Annotated in this window: 22 protein-coding genes, 4 tRNA genes and 1 riboswitch; of the genes, 12 read left to right on the top strand and 14 right to left on the bottom strand. The window is 33.2% G+C overall.

Going from position 1 to position 20,263, the window contains the following annotated elements:
• The first annotated feature begins 167 nt into the window (after window positions 1-167).
• Together OZP08_RS18050 and OZP08_RS18055 are read left to right on the top strand one after the other, a co-directional pair.
• Window positions 168-1,022: a transketolase gene (locus OZP08_RS18050; RefSeq protein WP_268847467.1), complete on the top strand. Its 855-nt coding sequence runs from the start codon at window positions 168-170 to the stop codon at window positions 1,020-1,022.
• Window positions 1,023-1,105: 83 nt separating this feature from the next.
• Window positions 1,106-2,059: a transketolase family protein gene (locus tag OZP08_RS18055; protein WP_281322511.1), complete on the top strand. Its 954-nt coding sequence runs from the start codon at window positions 1,106-1,108 to the stop codon at window positions 2,057-2,059.
• 276 nt (window positions 2,060-2,335) lie between these two features.
• On the opposite strand, the gene bamM is transcribed toward OZP08_RS18055, so the two are convergent.
• Entirely contained in the window at window positions 2,336-3,355 is a 1,020-nt protein-coding gene (gene bamM, locus OZP08_RS18060; RefSeq protein ID WP_281322512.1) for a BamM family beta-barrel-assembly machinery protein, read from the bottom strand.
• 78 nt (window positions 3,356-3,433) lie between these two features.
• Between bamM and OZP08_RS18065 the strand changes: the two genes are divergently transcribed.
• Both OZP08_RS18065 and OZP08_RS18070 read left to right on the top strand, forming a co-directional pair.
• Window positions 3,434-3,835 carry an RNA-binding S4 domain-containing protein gene (locus tag OZP08_RS18065; protein WP_268847471.1) on the top strand — a complete coding sequence of 134 codons (402 nt, stop codon included), beginning with the start codon at window positions 3,434-3,436 and terminating at the stop codon, window positions 3,833-3,835.
• Window positions 3,836-3,916: 81 nt separating this feature from the next.
• Window positions 3,917-4,417 carry a phosphoribosyltransferase family protein gene (locus OZP08_RS18070; RefSeq protein ID WP_281322513.1) on the top strand — a complete coding sequence of 167 codons (501 nt, stop codon included), beginning with the start codon at window positions 3,917-3,919 and terminating at the stop codon, window positions 4,415-4,417.
• On the opposite strand, the gene OZP08_RS18075 is transcribed toward OZP08_RS18070, so the two are convergent.
• Window positions 4,409-4,927 carry a shikimate kinase gene (locus OZP08_RS18075; RefSeq protein WP_281322514.1) on the bottom strand — a complete coding sequence of 173 codons (519 nt, stop codon included), beginning with the start codon at window positions 4,925-4,927 and terminating at the stop codon, window positions 4,409-4,411. The genes OZP08_RS18070 and OZP08_RS18075 overlap by 9 nt on opposite strands.
• Window positions 4,928-5,054: 127 nt before the next feature.
• On the opposite strand from OZP08_RS18075, the gene OZP08_RS18080 reads away from it, so the two are divergent.
• From OZP08_RS18080 to OZP08_RS18100, 5 genes are all read left to right on the top strand, one after another.
• A tRNA-Lys gene (locus OZP08_RS18080) sits at window positions 5,055-5,127 on the top strand.
• Window positions 5,128-5,165: 38 nt separating this feature from the next.
• Window positions 5,166-5,238, top strand: a tRNA-Lys gene (locus tag OZP08_RS18085).
• 41 nt (window positions 5,239-5,279) lie between these two features.
• Window positions 5,280-5,362: transfer RNA gene (locus OZP08_RS18090), tRNA-Leu, on the top strand.
• 39 nt (window positions 5,363-5,401) lie between these two features.
• A tRNA-Lys gene (locus tag OZP08_RS18095) sits at window positions 5,402-5,474 on the top strand.
• A gap of 506 nt (window positions 5,475-5,980) precedes the next feature.
• Complete coding sequence (locus tag OZP08_RS18100) at window positions 5,981-6,316, top strand: hypothetical protein (RefSeq protein ID WP_268847472.1); 336 nt, start codon at window positions 5,981-5,983, stop codon at window positions 6,314-6,316.
• An 84-nt stretch (window positions 6,317-6,400) separates the two neighbouring features.
• On the opposite strand, the gene OZP08_RS18105 is transcribed toward OZP08_RS18100, so the two are convergent.
• The 4 genes from OZP08_RS18105 to OZP08_RS18120 form a co-directional block, all read right to left on the bottom strand.
• A complete protein-coding gene (locus OZP08_RS18105; RefSeq protein ID WP_281322515.1) occupies window positions 6,401-6,940 on the bottom strand; it encodes a GFO_1091 family lipoprotein in 540 nt (179 codons plus the stop codon).
• A 1-nt stretch (window position 6,941) separates the two neighbouring features.
• On the bottom strand, window positions 6,942-7,469 hold the full coding sequence (locus OZP08_RS18110; protein ID WP_268847473.1) for a DUF4252 domain-containing protein: 528 nt from the start codon (window positions 7,467-7,469) through the stop codon (window positions 6,942-6,944).
• A gap of 82 nt (window positions 7,470-7,551) precedes the next feature.
• Window positions 7,552-8,001: a PG0215 family putative anti-sigma factor gene (locus OZP08_RS18115; protein WP_268847474.1), complete on the bottom strand. Its 450-nt coding sequence runs from the start codon at window positions 7,999-8,001 to the stop codon at window positions 7,552-7,554.
• On the bottom strand, window positions 7,988-8,497 hold the full coding sequence (locus tag OZP08_RS18120) for an RNA polymerase sigma factor (RefSeq protein ID WP_268847475.1): 510 nt from the start codon (window positions 8,495-8,497) through the stop codon (window positions 7,988-7,990). Before OZP08_RS18120 ends, OZP08_RS18115 begins: the two co-directional genes overlap by 14 nt.
• Window positions 8,498-8,622: 125 nt before the next feature.
• Between OZP08_RS18120 and OZP08_RS18125 the strand changes: the two genes are divergently transcribed.
• Both OZP08_RS18125 and OZP08_RS18130 read left to right on the top strand, forming a co-directional pair.
• A complete protein-coding gene (locus OZP08_RS18125; protein WP_281322516.1) occupies window positions 8,623-10,071 on the top strand; it encodes a GFO_1087 family putative carboxy terminal peptidase in 1,449 nt (482 codons plus the stop codon).
• 73 nt (window positions 10,072-10,144) lie between these two features.
• Entirely contained in the window at window positions 10,145-10,765 is a 621-nt protein-coding gene (locus tag OZP08_RS18130) for an N-acetylmuramoyl-L-alanine amidase family protein (protein ID WP_281322517.1), read from the top strand.
• Between the two features lie 69 nt (window positions 10,766-10,834).
• Here OZP08_RS18130 and OZP08_RS18135 read toward each other — a convergent pair whose 3' ends face one another.
• The 8 genes from OZP08_RS18135 to OZP08_RS18170 all read right to left on the bottom strand — a co-directional run bounded on the left by OZP08_RS18135 (window position 10,835) and on the right by OZP08_RS18170 (window position 18,997).
• Entirely contained in the window at window positions 10,835-11,899 is a 1,065-nt protein-coding gene (locus tag OZP08_RS18135; RefSeq protein WP_268847477.1) for a YncE family protein, read from the bottom strand.
• A gap of 6 nt (window positions 11,900-11,905) precedes the next feature.
• A complete protein-coding gene (locus OZP08_RS18140) occupies window positions 11,906-13,759 on the bottom strand; it encodes a TonB-dependent receptor plug domain-containing protein (RefSeq protein ID WP_268847478.1) in 1,854 nt (617 codons plus the stop codon).
• Between the two features lie 31 nt (window positions 13,760-13,790).
• Window positions 13,791-14,051: riboswitch (cobalamin riboswitch) on the bottom strand.
• Between the two features lie 101 nt (window positions 14,052-14,152).
• The gene (cobC, locus tag OZP08_RS18145) at window positions 14,153-14,692 is read right to left on the bottom strand and encodes an alpha-ribazole phosphatase (protein ID WP_268847479.1); all 540 of its coding nucleotides are present in this window, start codon (window positions 14,690-14,692) and stop codon (window positions 14,153-14,155) included.
• The gene (locus OZP08_RS18150; RefSeq protein WP_268847480.1) at window positions 14,677-15,474 is read right to left on the bottom strand and encodes an adenosylcobinamide-GDP ribazoletransferase; all 798 of its coding nucleotides are present in this window, start codon (window positions 15,472-15,474) and stop codon (window positions 14,677-14,679) included. Before OZP08_RS18150 ends, cobC begins: the two co-directional genes overlap by 16 nt.
• A 14-nt stretch (window positions 15,475-15,488) precedes the next feature.
• Entirely contained in the window at window positions 15,489-17,168 is a 1,680-nt protein-coding gene (gene cobT, locus OZP08_RS18155) for a nicotinate-nucleotide--dimethylbenzimidazole phosphoribosyltransferase (protein ID WP_281322518.1), read from the bottom strand.
• Window positions 17,169-17,320: 152 nt separating this feature from the next.
• Window positions 17,321-17,830, bottom strand: coding sequence for a bifunctional adenosylcobinamide kinase/adenosylcobinamide-phosphate guanylyltransferase (cobU, locus tag OZP08_RS18160; RefSeq protein ID WP_268847482.1), 510 nt, complete (start codon window positions 17,828-17,830; stop codon window positions 17,321-17,323).
• 53 nt (window positions 17,831-17,883) lie between these two features.
• Window positions 17,884-18,591 carry a DUF8737 domain-containing protein gene (locus OZP08_RS18165; protein WP_281322519.1) on the bottom strand — a complete coding sequence of 236 codons (708 nt, stop codon included), beginning with the start codon at window positions 18,589-18,591 and terminating at the stop codon, window positions 17,884-17,886.
• Window positions 18,592-18,634: 43 nt separating this feature from the next.
• Window positions 18,635-18,997, bottom strand: a complete 363-nt coding sequence (locus tag OZP08_RS18170; protein ID WP_281322520.1) for a C1orf53 family protein — start codon at window positions 18,995-18,997, stop codon at window positions 18,635-18,637.
• Between the two features lie 96 nt (window positions 18,998-19,093).
• Here OZP08_RS18170 and OZP08_RS18175 point away from each other — a divergent pair, with 96 nt between their 5' ends.
• Window positions 19,094-20,236: an ABC transporter substrate-binding protein gene (locus OZP08_RS18175; protein ID WP_281322521.1), complete on the top strand. Its 1,143-nt coding sequence runs from the start codon at window positions 19,094-19,096 to the stop codon at window positions 20,234-20,236.
• Window positions 20,237-20,263: the final 27 nt, after the last annotated feature.

Here is a 20,263-nt window from a genome sequence, read left to right on the forward strand (position 1 = left end):
AGCGCACCCAATTGATTTGAAAAACCAAATTGCCAATTGAAAAATGAATGTATTTAGGTTTTTAATTTCAGTTAATTCTTGAAAATATTATCGAAATTGCTATTGAAATCATTTGTCTTACGGTAAAAAACAATTACTTTTGCAGCAGTTTAACTTTTACACACAAAATGAAGCCTAACACACAACAATTAAACGATTTAACTATCCAAGTAAGAAGAGATATTCTTCGAATGGTTCATGCTGTCAATTCAGGTCACCCAGGAGGATCTCTAGGATGTACAGAATTTCTAGTAGCATTGTACCAAAACCTTATGGATCGCAAAAAAGGATTTGACATGGACGGAATTGGAGAAGATATTTTCTTCCTTTCAAATGGTCACATTTCACCTGTATTTTACAGCGTTTTGGCAAGAAGCGGTTATTTCCCAATAAAGGAATTGGCAACTTTCAGATTATTAAACTCTCGTTTGCAAGGACACCCAACTACACACGAAGGATTACCTGGTGTTCGTATGGCTTCTGGATCATTAGGACAAGGATTATCTGTAGGAATTGGTGCTGCACAGGCTAAAAAGCTAAACGGTGACAACCATATCGTTTACACCCTTCATGGTGATGGTGAATTACAAGAGGGTCAAAACTGGGAAGCTATTATGTATGCTTCTGCTAAAAATGTAGACAACCTTATTGCAACTATCGACGTTAACGGAAAACAAATTGACGGAACTACTGACGAAGTTTTATGTATGGGAAGTATCCGTGCAAAATTTGAAGCTTTTGATTGGGACGTTCTAGAAATCACAGAAGGAAACGACCTTGAGGCGATTATTGCTGGTATGACCGATGCAAAATCAAGAACCGGAAAAGGAAAACCAGTTTGTGTATTACTACATACCGAAATGGGTAATGGTGTAGATTTTATGATGAACACTCATGCATGGCACGGTAAAGCGCCGAATGATGCTCAACTTGAAAATGCTCTAGCTCAAAACTATAATACTGGAGGCGAACTAGACTACTAAGAATTAAGATTGTCGAATTAATTATTTCTGATTACAGAATTTTTAATCTTTCAATTTTTTAATCTTTCAACTTTAAAAGAAAAATGAAAAAATATACAAATACAGGAAGTAAAGATACTCGTTCGGGTTTTGGAGCGGGAATGACTGAATTAGGTCAAAAAAACGAAAACGTAGTGGCACTTTGTGCTGATTTAATAGGATCATTAAAATTTGATGATTTCAAGAAAAATCATCCAGAGCGTTTTTTCCAAATTGGTATTGCAGAAGCAAACATGATCGGAATCGCAGCAGGATTAACAATTGGAGGAAAAATTCCATTTACTGGAACTTTCGCTAACTTTTCTACAGGAAGAGTTTACGATCAAATTCGTCAATCTGTAGCTTATTCTGATAAAAATGTAAAAATTTGTGCTTCTCACGCTGGATTAACTCTTGGAGAAGACGGAGCAACACACCAAATCTTAGAAGATATCGGATTAATGAAAATGCTACCAGGAATGACAGTAATCAATACTTGTGATTACAATCAAACTAAAGCTGCAACAATAGCTCTTGCAGATCATCATGGTCCAGCTTACTTGCGTTTTGGTCGTCCGGTTGTACCTAATTTCACTCCAGCTGATGAGCCATTCGTAATTGGAAAAGCAATCCTTTTAAACGAAGGTACTGATGTAACGATTGTTGCTACAGGACATTTAGTTTGGGAAGCCTTAATCGCTGCTGAAGCTTTAGAAGCAAAAGGAATTTCTGCCGAAGTAATCAACATCCATACAATTAAACCACTAGACGAAGAAGCTATTTTAAAATCATTAGCAAAAACCAAATGTGTCGTTACTGCTGAAGAGCACAACATCCTTGGAGGTCTTGGAGAAAGCGTTTCTAGAGTTTTAGCATTAAACACTCCTGCTCCACAAGAGTTTGTAGCTGTAAATGATAGCTTTGGAGAATCTGGAACACCTGAGCAATTAATGGAAAAATACAAGCTAAACAATCAAGCAATTGTTGAAGCTGTAGAAAAAGTAATCAAAAGAAAATAATCTTTCACCATAATACAAAATCCCATCTCGTTGTAAAAAATGAGATGGGATTTTTTTATGTATTTACTTTTCTTAGTGAGATTTCTTCGACACCACAAGACACCACAAAGTCTTTAGTAACGAGGCAATCTCACATTTTAAAGCATCGTGTAGTTCTCTATGCGCTTTACATAGTGATTTTCTTGAAGGTGTTTCATAACGCTACTTTTTGTGTATCGCTATTTCAAGACAAGACATTGGACAAAAAAAATCCCATTCATACGAATGGGATTTCTATTATTGATTCATTTTAATACAATTTTTATCTAAATGCCTTTTCAATCTACCTACAGTAGTCTGATCACCTGAACAATCCGGTATTTTATCAAACTCATAATATTTCCCATTAGCATCTTTAACCTCACCTCTTGTTGCGTAATTATCGCCGTCATCATCAAAATCTAAGAAATCCGGAGCTCCATCACCATCAGTATCATCTGGATTTGACACACCCGTCGCTAAAATATTCAAATACCTATCTCCATCTATATCTTCCTGAAAAGAAAGAATACCGTCTGAATCGTGATCAAATCTTTTTAATGCATACAATTTTACACTAAAAACCAAAGGTGAATAGACCGGAATATCTGTTTGAGCATTACCATAATATCCAAAATCTGAAGGGAGAATCATTACCCCCACTCCAAAATCATTATACTTTATCGTTCCACTCGCATCAGAAGAAACCCAACCTGTCTTAAATTGCGGAAAACACTCAGACCAACCACTAATAACAGGAATCCCGCCATCATGAGCCGCAAAACCATCAAGATTGTACTGTTTCTGTCCATTATTTGAAGAATCAAATACCGTCCCATCCAACAAAGTTCCTTTATAGCCTGCAAAAACAGCATCTACATTACTAGGATACTCTCCACCAGATGCAGTAGTCCCTCCTTTTATACCTTCCCTAATTACCAAAGTATAAATTTTATAATGAACCTCATGCTTAACCACTTCTCTACTAGTTAATCTTGGCAGAGTAGGACTATTCAAATAAGACCACAAGGAAGGCTGCGTTGCAGCATCAGTGATTTTTTTTATTGTCACATCTTGATCATCTGGAAAACCAGGATGATTAACTATTTCGCTAATATAATTTGTTTTCAAATAATCCTCTATAGCAACACTTTCTGTAGCATATTGTGTAGTATAATCTCTTAGGGGTTCAAACTCATCATCATTCTTATCCTTAGAACAAGAAACTATCGCAATAGTTGCTATCAATAAAATAAAATAAAACTTAATTTTGCTCATTATAGGTGCGGTTTAGGTCGCAAATATACATTAATGATTTACTTTTGTAAAGTATTTAACTTTGATTTTAGAAAATTCATGAGAATAGACAAATATTTATGGTGTGTTCGGTATTACAAAACCAGAAACATGGTAACCGAGGCTTGCAAAAAAAATCACATTACCGTAAATGGTATTATTGCCAAACCTTCGAAAGAAGTTTTTCCTACAGATAAAATCACTTTTAGAAAAGATCAAATTACACAAATCATAACCGTCCTTGACATTCCTGATAATCGTGTAGGCGCCAAACTTGTTGATATGTATCAAAAAAACGAAACTCCTCCCGAGGCCTATGCTCACTTAGAATTACTAAAATTATCAAAAGAGCATTATAGAAAAACAGGAACCGGAAGGCCTACCAAAAAAGACCGAAGAGATATTGATGAATTTGGAAATGAAATAAAAACAGATAACGATGAAATAGACCAAGATATTTAGGTTTATGACTTAGACCCTCTAATTAATGATTCGATATTAGTCTAACTTTTTTATCTTTGAAAAAATAACACAAAATACCCCATGAGCAAAAATATCATACTTACCAACCAACAGATAGAACACACCATCAAGAGAATTGCTTACCAAATCTACGAAACATTTGTAGAGGAAGATGAGGTTGTAATTGCTGGAATAACTTCTAATGGCTATACTTTTGCCGAAAAGATTGCACAGGTATTAACTACCATTTCACCCATCAAGATTTCACTTTGTGAAGTTCATATCAATAAACACAATCCAGAACAACCTATAACCACTTCTTTAACAAAAGAACAATACAGCAATAAAGGCTTGGTACTTGTAGATGATGTTTTAAGCTCTGGTACTACATTAATATATGGTGTAAGACATTTTTTGGATGTTCCTTTAAAAAAGTTTAAAACAGTTGTTCTTGTAGACAGAAACCACAAAAAATTCCCTATTAAAGCCGATTTTAAAGGAATATCACTTTCTACTTCCTTATTAGAACATGTCGATGTTGTTTTTGAATCTAATGGCGACAGTTATGCCAGCCTAAGTTAATAGATTCAAAATATCATTCACAGTTTCCTCAATTGATTTATCGTCTACACTCACCTTATATTGTGCGTGGTTATAATAAAAACTTCTATCAAAAAGGTGTTTGGCGATAAATTCTCTCATTTCCTCTTCGCTTTTATCTGCTATAAGCGGTCTCTTGCTCTTATTAGCCACTAATCTATTAAATAAAGTATCTATTGATGCCTTAAGATAAATAGAAGTCACCCCATCACCTTTTAATAATTCATGATTATTAGCATAACAAGGTGTACCACCTCCTAGACCGATTATGCTTTTTTCGGGCATATTCAATAATTCTATAAAAAAAGTATGCTCTAATTTTCTAAAATAGATTTCTCCATGAACTTCAAAAATCTCTTTTATGGTCAATTTTGTCTTCTTTTCGATATATTCATCTAAATCAACATATGGAATTTCAATCATTCCAGAAAGTTTATTGGCTATTGTAGACTTGCCACAACCCATATACCCTAATAATATAATTTTTTTCATTTGAATAAGAGCCTACGTATTAAGGCGTTAAGTTTTTTTACTAAAAAAAGACAAATTTATAATAAAATAGCTTGGAAACTTCAAAAAAAAGTCCTTATATTTGCACCCGCGTTCAAGGAAAGAATATGACTCGATAGCTCAGTCGGTAGAGCACATCACTTTTAATGATGGGGTCCTGGGTTCGAGCCCCAGTCGGGTCACTAATTTGTGATTAACACATATCCTTCCTTGAATCAATGACTCGATAGCTCAGTCGGTAGAGCACATCACTTTTAATGATGGGGTCCTGGGTTCGAGCCCCAGTCGGGTCACAATAAGGTTGAGTAATTCATTACTTGACCTTTTTTTTTAAGGCCACGTGGAGAAACGGTAGACTCGCCATCTTGAGGGGGTGGTGCTCGCAAGGGCGTGTGGGTTCAAATCCCACCGTGGTCACTAATATTTTTGATCCATACATATCTATATAAAGTCATAGACTCGATAGCTCAGTCGGTAGAGCACATCACTTTTAATGATGGGGTCCTGGGTTCGAGCCCCAGTCGGGTCACAAAAGGTTGAGTAATTTATTACTCAACCTTTTATTTTTTAAAACCACATTGAGAATCGATAGACTTATCACCCTGAAAAGACGTTACTAACAGGAACGTACAAGTTCAAATCCCACCATGGTCACAATTTTAACCTTATTTAAAGCCGTTTATTATTTTTAAATAAGTTAATTACCTCCATTCCCAAATCCAGAGTACAAGTTAAGAATCATAAGTAAAGAGTGATTCTAATAACAATTCAGAACTATAGTATTAAATTACTGTTACCTCAATGTATTACAATCTAAAAACTCACCAAAAAAACTCCTTTTAGGTTCGAGCAAAGACAAGAAGTACAACTAATCTTATTAAACCAAAAATTCCCTAGAGTCAAAGCCTTAAAATTAGCACTAATTAACACATAAATCATTGAAAATGAAATATTTTAGTACTAATATTCTAAATAAAAAATGTAAATTTGTTTTTATATATTTTATTAATTAACAACCCCTTAAATAATATAAATATGAAGAAACCTACACAACCTACAAAAGTTAATTTATTGCCCTTTTTCACATTCTCCTTTATGTTTTTATCAATATTAAATACCAAAGCACAAAAAGTACACTATGATTCTGTTAACAAACAAAAATATGTACTGGTTGACGTCCATAAAACATACGAAAGAATTACTAGTAAAGGATACGAATCCGTTGAAATGTATGAGTATTTGGGAAATTATTATTTCGATTGCCAAAATTTCAAAAAATCAAAACTATACTTTGATAAATTATTCGAAAAATATAGTTTGTCTCAAATTTCCTCCAAAAGCATTGAACGTTATAAAACGATGAAATTCTAGATTCATTTAAAATTAAAATAACCTTAATAAAAAAGCGTTTCGAAAGTTATCGAAACGCTTTTTTCATACAATTAAGACTAAACCTTATTTCTTTATTAACTCCTGCAATGGTTTTAATTGTGCCAAATCAATTTTGGAGTCTTTCAAAACTGAAACCACATTCATGATATTAGTAGGATTCATGTCTTTACCCAAGACTCTAACAATAGCAAAACCCGCATCTTTTTTATTGACAAAAAATACAAACTCATTAATATGATCATCAGCTCCGACATAGCTTACTGAAGCTCCTTCTTTGCCAGAACCAAACTTCATCAGTTGTTGATAGATACTATCTTTTAAAATCAAATTAACTTTAGCACGCTCTGCTTCAAATTGTGCTTTGTTTTTATCATTCAATTTGAAAGCCAAAACATTCATTTTATCAAAAGAATTCAAAGCATCCGCCTGAGCCGCTGACAACTTGGCTTTATCAATATTCAAAATACTTGATGAAATATCAAAGGCTATAAAATCTTTCTTCTCCGTATTTTCAACAAAATACTTTTGCAAAGTAGGCTCTGAATTACAACTTCCAAAAACCAAACCGATTAACAATACAGTAACAAATAATAGAGATCTCATTTTACTTTTTACCTTTAGTTGCTTTTTTCAAATCATCTCCACCTGGAATTCTCATTTTATCTGTAAGTACAGAAATCTCGTTCAAATCGAAATCACCTGTCAATGACATTAGAACAGTATCATCTGCCTTTCCTCCATCAATAAACATTAACAGTTCTTTAATCTGACTGTCTTTGGCGCCAGATTTCACCATAATTTTGATGTTTCTTCCTTTATCATTTACACGCATCAGCTCTTCTAAACCAGCAGTTTTTATATATTTATCCGCTGTAGCTTTCATTTCGCCTTCAACTCTTGTACTTTGTGTTGTAAACACTTTCAAATTATCCAATTTCTTGATCAGATTCATGTATTGTTGAGCCTCTTTATCTGATGTATCTACTTTTACTTTACTCATCAATTCGAACATTTTTTTATTGACTACAATTGATGTTACATCATCTTGACCGTCAAACTTATCGAATGCTGATTGGGCAAAAAACGGACTTGATACTAATACTATTACTAATGTGATTATTAACTTCTTCATTTTATTTTGATTTAATGATTATTTTTAAAATTTAAATTCAACTACTCGGCTTAAATACTCTAGAATCATTCTCGCTTTATTTTTATTCAACAAATGCTTTATTTTTGGTTACTTCATACATTTGAATGTATTGAACGCTCTCTATCCCTACATTTACATGATTGGATAACATTGCTAATGCTTTTTGGGTTGCTGCAAGAGCTTCTTCCGGATTATCATAAGTTCCCAACTCTTTATTTTCCTTCACCGTATTTGCATTAAAATAAGTGTAGGTCCCAATTCCTAACATAACAACAACCGAAGCCGCAAGCGACAACCATGCTACTTTTCGTTTTTTAGAAATTAGCATTACATTATTTGTAAGCTTCTCTTTCTTTGCTTCTCCAAAATACCCAAATAAGGGGCGGTATTGTTCTAAATGTTCCGCTACATTTGAAGAAGAAAAATATTCTTTTAACTCGTTTTCTTCTGCAATACTCGTCTCTCCTTCAAAGTATTTTTCTAAAAGTGCTTCCATTTTACTGAACTCCATAACTGTGTGTTTTTAACATGTATTCTCTAATTGTTTTTCTTGCTCTTGAAAGTGCCACTCGCACGGCAGTTTCATTCATCTCCACTATTTTTGCGATTTCTGAAAACTCGCATTGTTCTATGTCTCTTAACTGAATAATTAGTCGTTGTTGTTCTGGCAATTGATCGATAATTTTTTCTACCCAATTCAAACTATCATTGTCTTCAACCTTTTTATCCAAACTTGGCTCCTTATCCGTAAAATTATTATGCACAATTTTAAGATTACTGGCTCTTTTTGATTTTAACTGATCTAAACAATAATTTTTAGTCATGGTCATTGCCATTGCTTCAACACTATTATACGAATCTAAATTTCCATTTTTACTCCATAATTTCACCAAAATTTCCTGAGTTGCATCTTCAGCTTCCTCTGTACTTACTAGCAATCGCTTTGCCAAACGAAAGAGCTTGTCTTTGAATGGATTGATTAAATTCACGAATTCATTTTGGTTCATATAGGTGGTTATATTAATTCGGTTATATAATCAAGACGAATCACAATTATATTTGTTACAAAAAAAATTTAAATTAAACTAAAGTTAGTATTTTTGCGTTCTATACCTACAAATAATTTAATAATATGAAGACATCTTTCAAAATTATACTTTTATTATTCATAGCCTTTTTTACTTTACAGAGTTGCGAAGATATGGATGATGTTGCGGCTCCTGAGAACTTAGAAGTCAATGATTTCATATGGAAAGGTCTTAATTTATATTATTTATGGCAAGCCGATGTCCCTGATTTAGCTGATAATCGATTTGCGAATCAAGCCGATTTAAATGCTTTTTTAAGAGGTTATCCAACACCAGAAGCTTTATTTGACGCACTAAGAGTGAGTAAATCTATTGATCGATTCAGCTGGATTGTAAGTGATTATCGCGAATTAGAAGGTATGCTGCAAGGTACAACAAAAAATGACGGTGTTGATTTTGGTCTATACCGTAAATCATCAAATCCTGAAGAAATCTTTGGTTGGGTACGTTATATTATACCTAATTCTGATGCATCAACCAAGGCTATTAAGCGCGGTGATATCTTTTATGCTGTAAATGGAACGCAACTTACTGCAAGTAATTACCAAACCTTATTATTAAATTCAGAAAATTATACCTTAAATTTAGCTGATTATAACAATGGTCAAATTACACCTAACGGAAAATCAGTAACCTTAACAAAAACGGAGCTTTCTGAAAATCCAATTTTAGTAAACAATGTAATTGAAGCTAGTGGTCATAAAATAGGATACCTTATGTACAATGGATTTTATCCAAACTATGACTCACAATTGAATGATGCTTTTGCTACATTAAAATCACAAGGCATTACTGATTTAGTTCTGGATTTAAGATACAACGGTGGTGGTTCTGTTCAGACAGCGACACGTTTGGCTAGTATGATTACTGGACAATTTACCGACAAAATATTTTCTAAACAAAAATGGAATGCCAAAATCAATGCTTATTTCGAGTCTGAAGATCCTGAAGCATTAAACAATATATTTACAAACAATATTCAAGGTACACCAATAAACAGTTTAAATCTTACCAAGATTTACATTTTAACTACAAAAAGTACGGCTTCAGCAAGTGAGTTGGTTATAAACGGTTTAAAACCTTATATTGATGTAGTTCAAATTGGAGACATTACTACTGGAAAAAATGTTGGATCTATTACCATTTATGATTCCCCTACTTTTGGAAAAGAAAATAGAAACCCAAATCACCGTTATGCCATGCAACCAATTGTTCTAAAAATTGTAAATGCAAATGATTTTGGAGATTACTTTAATGGTTTAACACCAACTTATTCTTTAAAAGAAAACTTAGCCGATTTAGGTGTATTGGGAACTAGTACTGAGCCTTTATTAAGTACAGCAATTGGAAAAATTACCGGAACTGCCAAAATGGTTAAAACCAGTAAAGGAAAAGAATTCTCTTATTTTGAAGATTCAAAATCAATTAATGGAGTCCAAAACCAAATGTATGTTGACAAAGTACCAGCTGGGCTTTTAAAATCCTTGGAATAAAAAGCCTTTTTTGACACAATAATACTACAAATAAATGCGTTTTCATGTTATAACTTTTTAACAAAGAAAACTCATGAAAAAGACATCTCTATTATTTCTAGCTATTATTGCGCTTATTTCGTCAGCCTTTATTAAACCCATTGTAAACGAGTCTAAACCAATTACAGTAGTTATCGATGCTGGACACGGAGGATATGATTTTGGAGCAACTTCAAATGACACTTATGAAAAAGTAATTGTATCTCAAATTGCAGAAAAAGTGAAGTCTTTGAATGAAAACAAAGACATTACTATTTTGTTTACTCGAACTTCGGATGAATTTATAACATTAGACAAAAGAACAAATTATATAAACTCTGTCAAACCGGACTTAATTTTATCTTTACATGTAAATTCTAGTTCTGACCATCAAAAATCAGGTGTCGATTTTTATGTATCTAATGATTCTTCTTTTTTTGAAAAATCAAACGAAATAGCGAACAAATTAAATCAAGAATTTACAAAAAACACCACACTAAAAGTATCTGATGTAAAAAAAGCTCCTTACAATATTCTAAAAAAATCAGATTCGCCAGCCGTACTTATTGAACTTGGCTATTTAAGTAATCCCAACGATAAAAAATACTTGACAGATGATGAAGAACAAAATAAAATTGCCAAAAATATAATATCCTTCCTATCAGAATTAAAATAAAAAAAAATCATAATCAAAAAAGGCTTTCATCACTGAAAGCCTTTTTCTTTTCATAAACAAACCTAAAAATTAATCATTAAAATAAAACCCGTTTGGTCCAACACCAACTGTAAACTCTTTTTCTAAAGTTCCAGTAAGTGAATAAACATATGCTTTACTATTTGCCGAAAAATCTCCACCATCAGCAATAAAAATACGGTTGTTTTTTACTGCAAATCCATACATTTTACCATATTTAGAAGTAGATGTATAGTTTAATATAGGCGTTTTTGAAGCCTCGGTGGCAGCAAGATCCATTCCGTAAACTGAGGTTCCAACTGTATAATAAATTTTATTTTGCTCTATATCAATATTTTTAGCCCCTTGTAAATCTGCAGGAAAAGTAATTTTGCTCAAACTATTATCTGATAATTTCACTTTTACTATTTCGCTAGATACTCCGTATGGGCTTCTCATAACATACAAAGTTCCATCTTTTACTTCCATACCATCAGCATCTGAACCAATGTTTATTGGAGCTTCCAAAGTTTTTGTACTTGTGTTTACCACTAATAATTTATCATTGTTATAAGGCTCAGTTACATATAATTTTCCGTTTTCTAGTACAATTCTATTAGCTGTAGCTTTCAATTCTATTTTAGATTCTACCTTATTACTTGCTAAATCGATAACTGCTATAAAATCATCCGTATTTCCAACTGCATCAGCTGGATCTCCAAAATTTGCATAAGTATTAGCATTTGTTACATATGCTTTACCATCTTTTACCACACCGTATCTTGGAGTTATAAGTCCTGTTTCTATTTTAGCAAGAATCTTAAAAGTATTTCTATTTACAATCGTAATTTTATTAGAACCTCCAGCTATTATATAAGCTCTGTCTCCATAAAAGAATATAGATTGCACAAATTTACCCAGTAAGTCAGATCCATTTACGGTAGTGTAAGCATCTTGAGTGAAAGCATTCAAATCATTACTAATATAAGAAACCGATCCCTGTCCTGAACTACCTTCATTAAGAACTAAAACACCTTCATTGTAATCACCAGAATCTACTTTATCATCATCATTCGTACACGAAACGAATACTGAAACGCTCACAAGAGCTACAAAAAACAACTTACTAAACTTCATAATTATTTAAAATTTAAGGATTATATACATATTAAAATTACGTCCTGGCATTGGTCTATCTTCTAGACTTTCATATTTTTGGTTAAAAACATTCAAAACTTGAAAGCCTAATTTTGATGAGTTTAACAACCCAAAATCATAATCAAAACCAACGTTTGACACGGGATAACCTTCTATAATTTCATTTGGATCATTATCAGATCGAGTATACACGAATCCATTGTACAAAAACTGACAATTAGCTGAGAAATTACTACGAGAATAAGCAAATGAGGCTGTTGCTTTATGATAAGGAACAAAGAACAATTGCTTATTTGTATCTATATTTTTTGAAACTGTGTATGCATAAGTTCCATTGACAGCAAAATTATTTTTGCCATACGTATTAGACCAACCCAAGATTGTTTCTGCTCCATACGTATTTACGCGATCCGTGTTTTCTGGAGACCAATTATCGCCTTTTCCAGGAATCCAACGAATCATATCGTTTATTTTTATAAAATAAACAGTTTCTGATAAGGTGAATTTTTTATATTTAAAAACATTTCCAACCTCTGCCTGATAAGAACTCTCTGGTTTTAAATCGGGATTTCCACCTGATTCCCAATACAAATCATTAAACGTTGGAATCCTAAAGTTTCGAGAAAGATTTACTTTTAGATTATAAAAAGAATTAAAAACATAGGATGAACCCAATGAAAACAAAAATGGACTATCATAATCTGAGCTTATTTCTTTTCTAAAGCCCAATTCGTTTTGCCATTTTTCATTATGTTGCTCTACCGCTTTGATTGCTATTCCTCCTATTTGTCTCGTATTATCACCAAAACTGGTACCGAAACCCTTTGTACGATTGTAATCTAAAATCCCATTTAATTTAATGGATTCTATCAATTGATAACCAAAATCCATTTTAGCGATAAGCGATTCCGATTTTCCAAAACTAAAAAGCTTACTTTCTATATCTGCAAAATATTGATACTGTTCTGTGAGATATGCCAATTTATAGTTGCTACTGAAACGATTTTTGCTTGTATTGTATTCTAAAAGATTTCGACTAAAAGTATTAACGTATTTCGTTTTTGAATCGGATTCAGAAACTAATGAAAGATGCCTATCTGTGTTTGAAGATTGACTGTAAAAGGTAAGGACTGCATTAGGGTTAATTTTATATCCCACATTGGCAGACAAATTCGTAGTTGCATATTGTCCGTTTTCATTTTTTCGTTGAACACCTTGCCAAGTATAAAGTCCTAAATAATCGTAATCGTTGTCTGAGCTATTTCGGGAAAAACCAACTTGTGTACTCCATTTTTTGTTCGAAAACGCTAGTTTGTAATTAGCACCAATGGTATTAAAACTACCATAATCCAATCGCAAGTCATTTTCGAATTTGTTTTTGAAAACCAAATTATTGTTTAGATGGACAGTTCCTCCTATAGCTCCGCTCCCATAACTAACACTTCCTCCTCCTGCTTTGACACTTATGCTACTAAAATCAGGAGCAGTGAATGTATTGAAATCGGCACTTCCGTTGAGTTGTGAATTGACATTTATTCCGTTCCAAACTACGGCTGTCTGTGAAGCTGTAGTTCCTCTAAAAGAAACAGTTGACAACATACCGCGTCCGTATTCCTTAAAATACAATACACTGTTATAATTTAATAAATTGGTGAGTGAAGCTTGATTTTTTCTAATAACCGAATCATTAAGTACCTGGATCGATTGTGATTTATTGCTTGAATATAAAGTACGGTCAGCAACTACAACTTCCTTTAAATTGGTTATAGAATCATTTTGCGCCGAAATCAATTGGCACATTAAAACAAAAAGACAAGATAATAGTTTTCTAAAAGTCATAATTTCTGAACCCTTTTTCCCGAAAGTTCGATATTCGTTAAGAAAAAAGGCAGGTCTCCTGGCTTGCGTCTTGTTGTTTACCTTCCCATTTTTGAGTTTAGATTTTTTGAGTTTAGATTTTAGACTTAATCTAAGAAATCTGAATTCTAAAATCTACAATTTAAAACAGTGGTTTTGTAGATAACAACAAGCTTGATAGCTTACAGTTGCGGGAACAGCTTAGGTTTTGAACCTAATTCCCTTTTAATGTGTTTCATAAATGTAAAACACAACCTTAATTCGGGTGCAAATATAAAGTTAAAAATATTGAAAAATCAAATTTATACAGTTTTTAGAAAAAAAAATAAAAAATAATCAGTATTTAACTACTTTAAAGCATTTTTAAGCAATAACTTATAAAATTTCTATTTTAATCGTATCACCAAAATTAACTTTATTCTGAAAAGCATCTTTTAGTGATAAATCATTTATTTTACATAAAAAACTACGAATAACTCCAGCATGCGCTACGATAATCACTGGTTTTTCACTCCCACTTGTTAATCTATTTTTCCAGAAATCTAAAACTCGGTCATTCAAATCAACAAATGATTCTCCGTTAGGAACGCGTATATTTACAAAATCTTCCATCCAGGGATTTAGAACTTCTTGCGGAATAGCATCCCAACTTTTTAATTCCCAATCTCCAAAATTCATTTCCATCAATCTTGAATCTTCAATTACTGAACTAATTTGAGTGTTTTCTTTGATATATTCAGCCAAAATAACACAGCGTTGCAATGGGCTGGAATACAAAATGGCATCTTGTGGCAATTGCTCTACAATAGATTCAAAAACAGCATTGCAAGGCTCGATAATACCAACATCACTCTGACCGTAGCAAATTCCTTTTTCGCAAACTGTTTCGGTGTGGCGTACTAAATAAACTTCCATATTCCAATAATTGACAGATAAAAAATCACTTCACAAACTTGCTGCGTTGCTCCCAAGCAATCTCCTGTATAACCGTCAATCCATTTTTGAAAATAACGGGCAAGAAAAAACCTAGCGATAAAAACCGGCACTAAAGCCAATAACAGTTGCCATTGAAAAAAAGACAGAATCACGAGTGGTAATAATCCAAATAGCATAGCTCCAACTACTTCTTTCCAAGTAAATTTTTGGGCAATTGGTTTGCTCTTACTAGAGGCATCTTCTCTTGAGTATTCATGTGTAAAAACTATAGAGACTGCAGCCAAACGGCTTATTGAGTGAGCGGAAACAAAGAGCAGGATATTGTAGATTGGCGATTTTAGATTAATGATTTCTGATTTTGAAATCAAATTAAAAATTGCTTCAAATTTCAATAAAAAAAGTAAAACCAAACCAATGCTTCCATACGCACCAATAGCGCTGTCTTTCATTATCAAAAGGATTTTTTCTTTGGTCCAACCTCCTCCAAAACCATCACAAACATCAGCAAATCCATCTTCATGAAAAGCTCCTGTGGTTAGAATTCCAGCAATGATTGCCAGAATTACTGCAATTTCATTGGTAAATAAAATACTTGACAAATAATAAACAAAAAAAGAAATCCCCCCAACAATCCAACCAATTAAAGGAAAATAACGAGATGCCTTGTTTAAATAATCAGGATTATGATCGATGTTTTTAGGACACGGAATTCGGGTATAAAACATCAATGCCGTAAAAAATATATGTAATTGTCTTTTCATTTTTTTTATTTGATTTACGAACCGCTAACGCCAGCAGATTCAAAACTAGCCATTTCATTCAGGAAACATACCGCCGATTGGATAATTGGAAATGCCACAGCACAACCTGTACCTTCTCCCAATCGCAAATCAAGCTGCAGCAATGCTTGAACATTTAAATAATCCAGTATTTTTTGATGTCCTTGTTCTGCAGATGAATGACAGAATATAGCATTCTCTTTTACCGAAGGATTCATTTTATAAGCTATTAAAAATGCTACTGTACAAATAAATCCATCAACCAAAATGAGCATATTGTTTTGCTTGGCTTGAAGCATTCCGCCTGCCATTTGCATAATTTCGAATCCTCCGAAATAAGCTAGCTTGCTTTGCAAATCATTTGGACCACTATAATTTTTGAGTGCTTTTTTTAGAATATTTTGTTTCTGAATTAACTTTTCGTCTACAACACCAGTTCCTTTTCCGACACAATCCTCAATTGGTAATTCTAGGAGTATGCTCATCAAAACCGAAGCCGTAGAAGTATTTCCTATTCCCATCTCGCCAAAACCGATACAATTGCATTCCGTTTCAAAAATAGAATTGACTATTTCTTTTCCTTTCGTAAAGCACAAGTCTAATTCAGTTTGGGTCATTGCAGGATTCTGCAAAAACGATTGAGTTCCCTTCCCTATTTTGGCCGAAAATAAATTAGTATTTGTTGGGAAATCATAATTTACTCCAGCATCTACAATGGTTAACGCAATATCGTTTTGTTTACAAAACACATTGATAGCTGCTCCTCCTTCTAAAAAATTAGTGACCATTTGTCGGGTAACATCTTGTGGGTAAGCACTAACTCCATGATTGGCAATTCCGTGGTCGGCAGCAAAAACAACTATATTTGGCTTTGTTATTTTGGGTTCTAAAGTTTGAAAAACGATTCCTATTTGTTTCGCCAAACTTTCTAACACTCCTAATGAACCTGTTGGCTTTGTTTTATTATCTATTTTTTGTTGAAGTTCTTTAACTATTATAGAATCATTGGTGTGTGATTGCTTCGTTCCTCGCAATGAGTCTGGAACTGAGTTTGGAGGAGTTGAGATTAAAATCTCCTCAATAATTGGATTTTCTTGTTTTTGTTTCCAATTTAATTGTTGCAACATGGGTTGATTATCGTAATCCGTAGCTGGTTTGCCTACACAAAAATATCCTAAAGGCTCAATATGTTCAGGTAATCCCAAAAGTTGTTTGAATTGATAATAATTCAGGATTGAAACCCATCCCATGGAATATCCCTGCTCTGTCAATGATAGCCAAATGTTTTGGGCTGCGCATACCGCACTAAACTTTATTGCTTCATTGCTACCAACTGTTCCAATAGTAAAATTATTCAAAACCGAACGATCGTAACCAATCACCAATCCGAGTGGTGCTTCCTCAATCGCTTCTAATTTTAAAGATTTGTATTGTGCTTTTTGCTGCTCATCATCCGTTGAGTTTGATGCCTTTTTATCATAATCCAAGAACAAGTCTTTTACTGCTTTTTTTATCTCAGCAGACTTGATTATATAATATTTTGTTGCATCTGTCAATCCTACTGAGGGGGCATAATGTCCTGCCTGTAGCGCTTTTTGAATCACTTCATCCGGTATTGCATCATTTGTAAAATGGCGCGTATCCCGACGGGATTTTATAATTTCATCTAAGGTCATTACTATGTGGTATTTTTGCGTTAGGGATAGTAGCGGCATCTCCCGATTTATAAAAACAAGGCTTTTTAGCCGTAGTTTTTATTATCGGGAATACAGCGAATAGCCCGACCCTTGTGGGAACGCCCAAATTTAGAAACTTATTTTTATAAAATCTATCCTTTTATTTTCACAGGAATTCCAGAAACCATTAACACAACAGTTTCGGCTTTCTGAGCTATGTATTGATTCATCCAACCTTGAAGTTCTGTGAATTTTCTTCCGATGTGAGTATCAGCATGAACTCCCATTCCTATTTCATTGGTGACAATAATGATTTTCGTATTTTCCTGTTGAGCAATCGCATCCAATTCGGCTTTGGCTTGCTCTAAACTTAAAGCAACATCATTCTTGGTATCTACAAAGAAATTGGTTAACCAAAGCGTCACACAATCTACAATTGCTACTTTTCCGGAAAAATCAATTTCGCTTAAATGTTTTTCTTTTTCTATGTTTACCCAACGTTCATCACGATCTTTTTGATGACGATCTACGCGTTTTTGAAAATCTTCATCCCATTTTCTGGCTGTTGCCACATACATTGGATTTTTAGATAAATCTTTGGCCAAATTTTCGGCATAACTGCTTTTTCCTGAACGCTCTCCGCCCGTTATTAAGTATATCATTTTTTTATTTTAAACTTCTCCCCTAAGGATTATGACTCTAATTAGGTAATAAATTATTTTTTTAACAATTGTCTGATGGACACTAAATGTCCAAAGAAAACAATTGGAACTATAAAAGTAGGCAACCAACTGAACGGGAAATTCAAGACTGCTATATTGGGTTGGTCAAATCCAAACTTTTGCATTGGCGAAGGTATTGACAATATTGCAATTACTACAATATTCACTAAAAGGCCTAGACAAATGAAATTCCAGAATAAAATAATTTTTCTATTCAAGGCTCTTTTCTTAAATCCGTAATAGGCAATAAGAGGTGCGGTTAATCCCGCTATTATATCAAAATTTCTCCCAGCAAAAGTCATTACTTCCGGAACCGCTTTGTTAAGAAATAAACAAAACAAAACTATCTCAACCGGAATCCTTAGCATGTGCAAATAAGTAATTTTTGCCAAAGGTAAACTATCTATAAATTTCCTTCCTCTTGCTTTGGCAAACAATAGCACAATAGTAATAATGAGAGGTAAAACTCCAAATAATGCAATTTTAGGCGGAAATAAATTTACATTAGAATTGTAAAAATTATTAAAGGTCAAAACGGCTTGAATAAACAACCAAATTATCGAACCAAATAAAATAATACTCGCTTTTTTTCTTATAGTTTCTGTACTTGAACTATTGATAACCCAATAAAAAAGTGCTAAAGTAACCAATGTGGTTATCAAGAAAATTATCGAAACGAAGGGAGGCAAATTTTCTATCATAGTCTGCAAATTATGTTGTTACTAAATTATGCTCTTCTTTTTATCAATATGGACAATGACGACAATCGTTTTTGCAACAATGCCCTCGTTTGAGATGAAACCAAGCTTTAAAAACATAGTTACCATCCTCTAAATAATAATCTATTCCTTCTATTATATTGGTGGCTTCAGGCAATAATGAAGCTTTATTTCCTTTTGCAGTTTCGGGAGTTACAGTAGCTACAAATTCATCAATTTTTGTTGAACAAGCTGTTGCAAAACAAGTAGGACAAAGACAATCAGCTATATCATAAGGATTGAAAATGGGAGGAAAATCATTGCACCAGCATTTTTCACCATCTAATGTATCTCCACAATTAAAAGGTGTTTTACAACTAGAACAATGTTTTACTTTTATAGCATTCATTTTGTAAAGATAGTATTTGTCTCATTTTTTACTGCAAAAATTAAACAAGAAATTTATAATTTAATATACCTTTGTCGTTATTGAAAAAATTATAATATGAAATTTTCGTTCTACAAAGTTCTCTTATTCATCGTTCTATTTTCATTTATTGGATGCAAAAAAAATGAAACAAAAGACATAACAAATGACGCTAGCACTGCAAATAGCATTCGATATGCCAAAAGTTTAGCCATTTATAAACACAAAGGTTATACTGTAGTAACTGTGTCAAATCCTTGGCCAGATGCTGTTAAAAATTTTACTTATATTCTAAAGGAGAAAAACGGAATTGTTCCTGATAGCTTAAAAAAATACAATCAAATTCCCGTTCCACTACAATCTATTGTTGTGACTTCGACCACAAATGTACCTTTTCTGGAAATGCTGGGTGTAGAAAAATCACTTGTTGGATTCCCACATACAGATTATATTTCATCCGAAAAAACCAGAGCATTAATTGATGCTGGTCATGTTAAAAATGTTGGACAAAACGAAAAACTCAACATCGAACAGCTTATCGAATTAGCTCCGGAACTCATTGTGACTTTTGGAATTGACAACAACAATCCTACTCTTGAAAATTTACAGAAAAGCGGCTTAAATGTATTAATCCAAGCTGATTGGATGGAACAATCCCCTCTTGGAAAAGCGGAGTGGTTAAAACTCTATGGTGCTTTGTTTGGTAAAGAAAAAGAGGCTGATATTTTATTTGAAGATATTGTAAAAGAATACAATAATGCTATAGCATTGGTTGCTGCCAAAAAACCAACTTCTACCGTATTGTATGGCTCAATGTACCAAGATCAATGGTTTGTAGCCAGAGGTAGCAGCTGGGTTGCCCAATTCATGAAAGATGCCAAAGCAAATTATCTTTGGGCAACACTTGAAGGTACGGGAAGCCTTGGATTATCTTTTGAAAACATATTAGACAAAGCAAAAACAGCTAATTTTTGGATTGCAACTGGTTCCTTCAAATCTTTATCTGAATTAGAAAATGCCAACCCACATTATAGCCAGTTTGATGCTTTTACCAATAAAAACATTTATACTTTTGAAGGAAAATTAGGAGCTACCGGTGGTACTGTTTTTTATGAACTTTCTCCTGCCCGACCTGATTTAGTGTTGAAAGATTACATCAAAATTTTTCATCCTGAATTGCTTCCTGACTATACTTTTACTTTTGCTAAAAAATTGAATTAAATACAAATTGACTGACCTAATTCGTTA

The sequence above is a fragment of the Flavobacterium aestivum genome (assembly GCF_026870175.2).
GTDB lineage: Bacteria > Bacteroidota > Bacteroidia > Flavobacteriales > Flavobacteriaceae > Flavobacterium > Flavobacterium aestivum.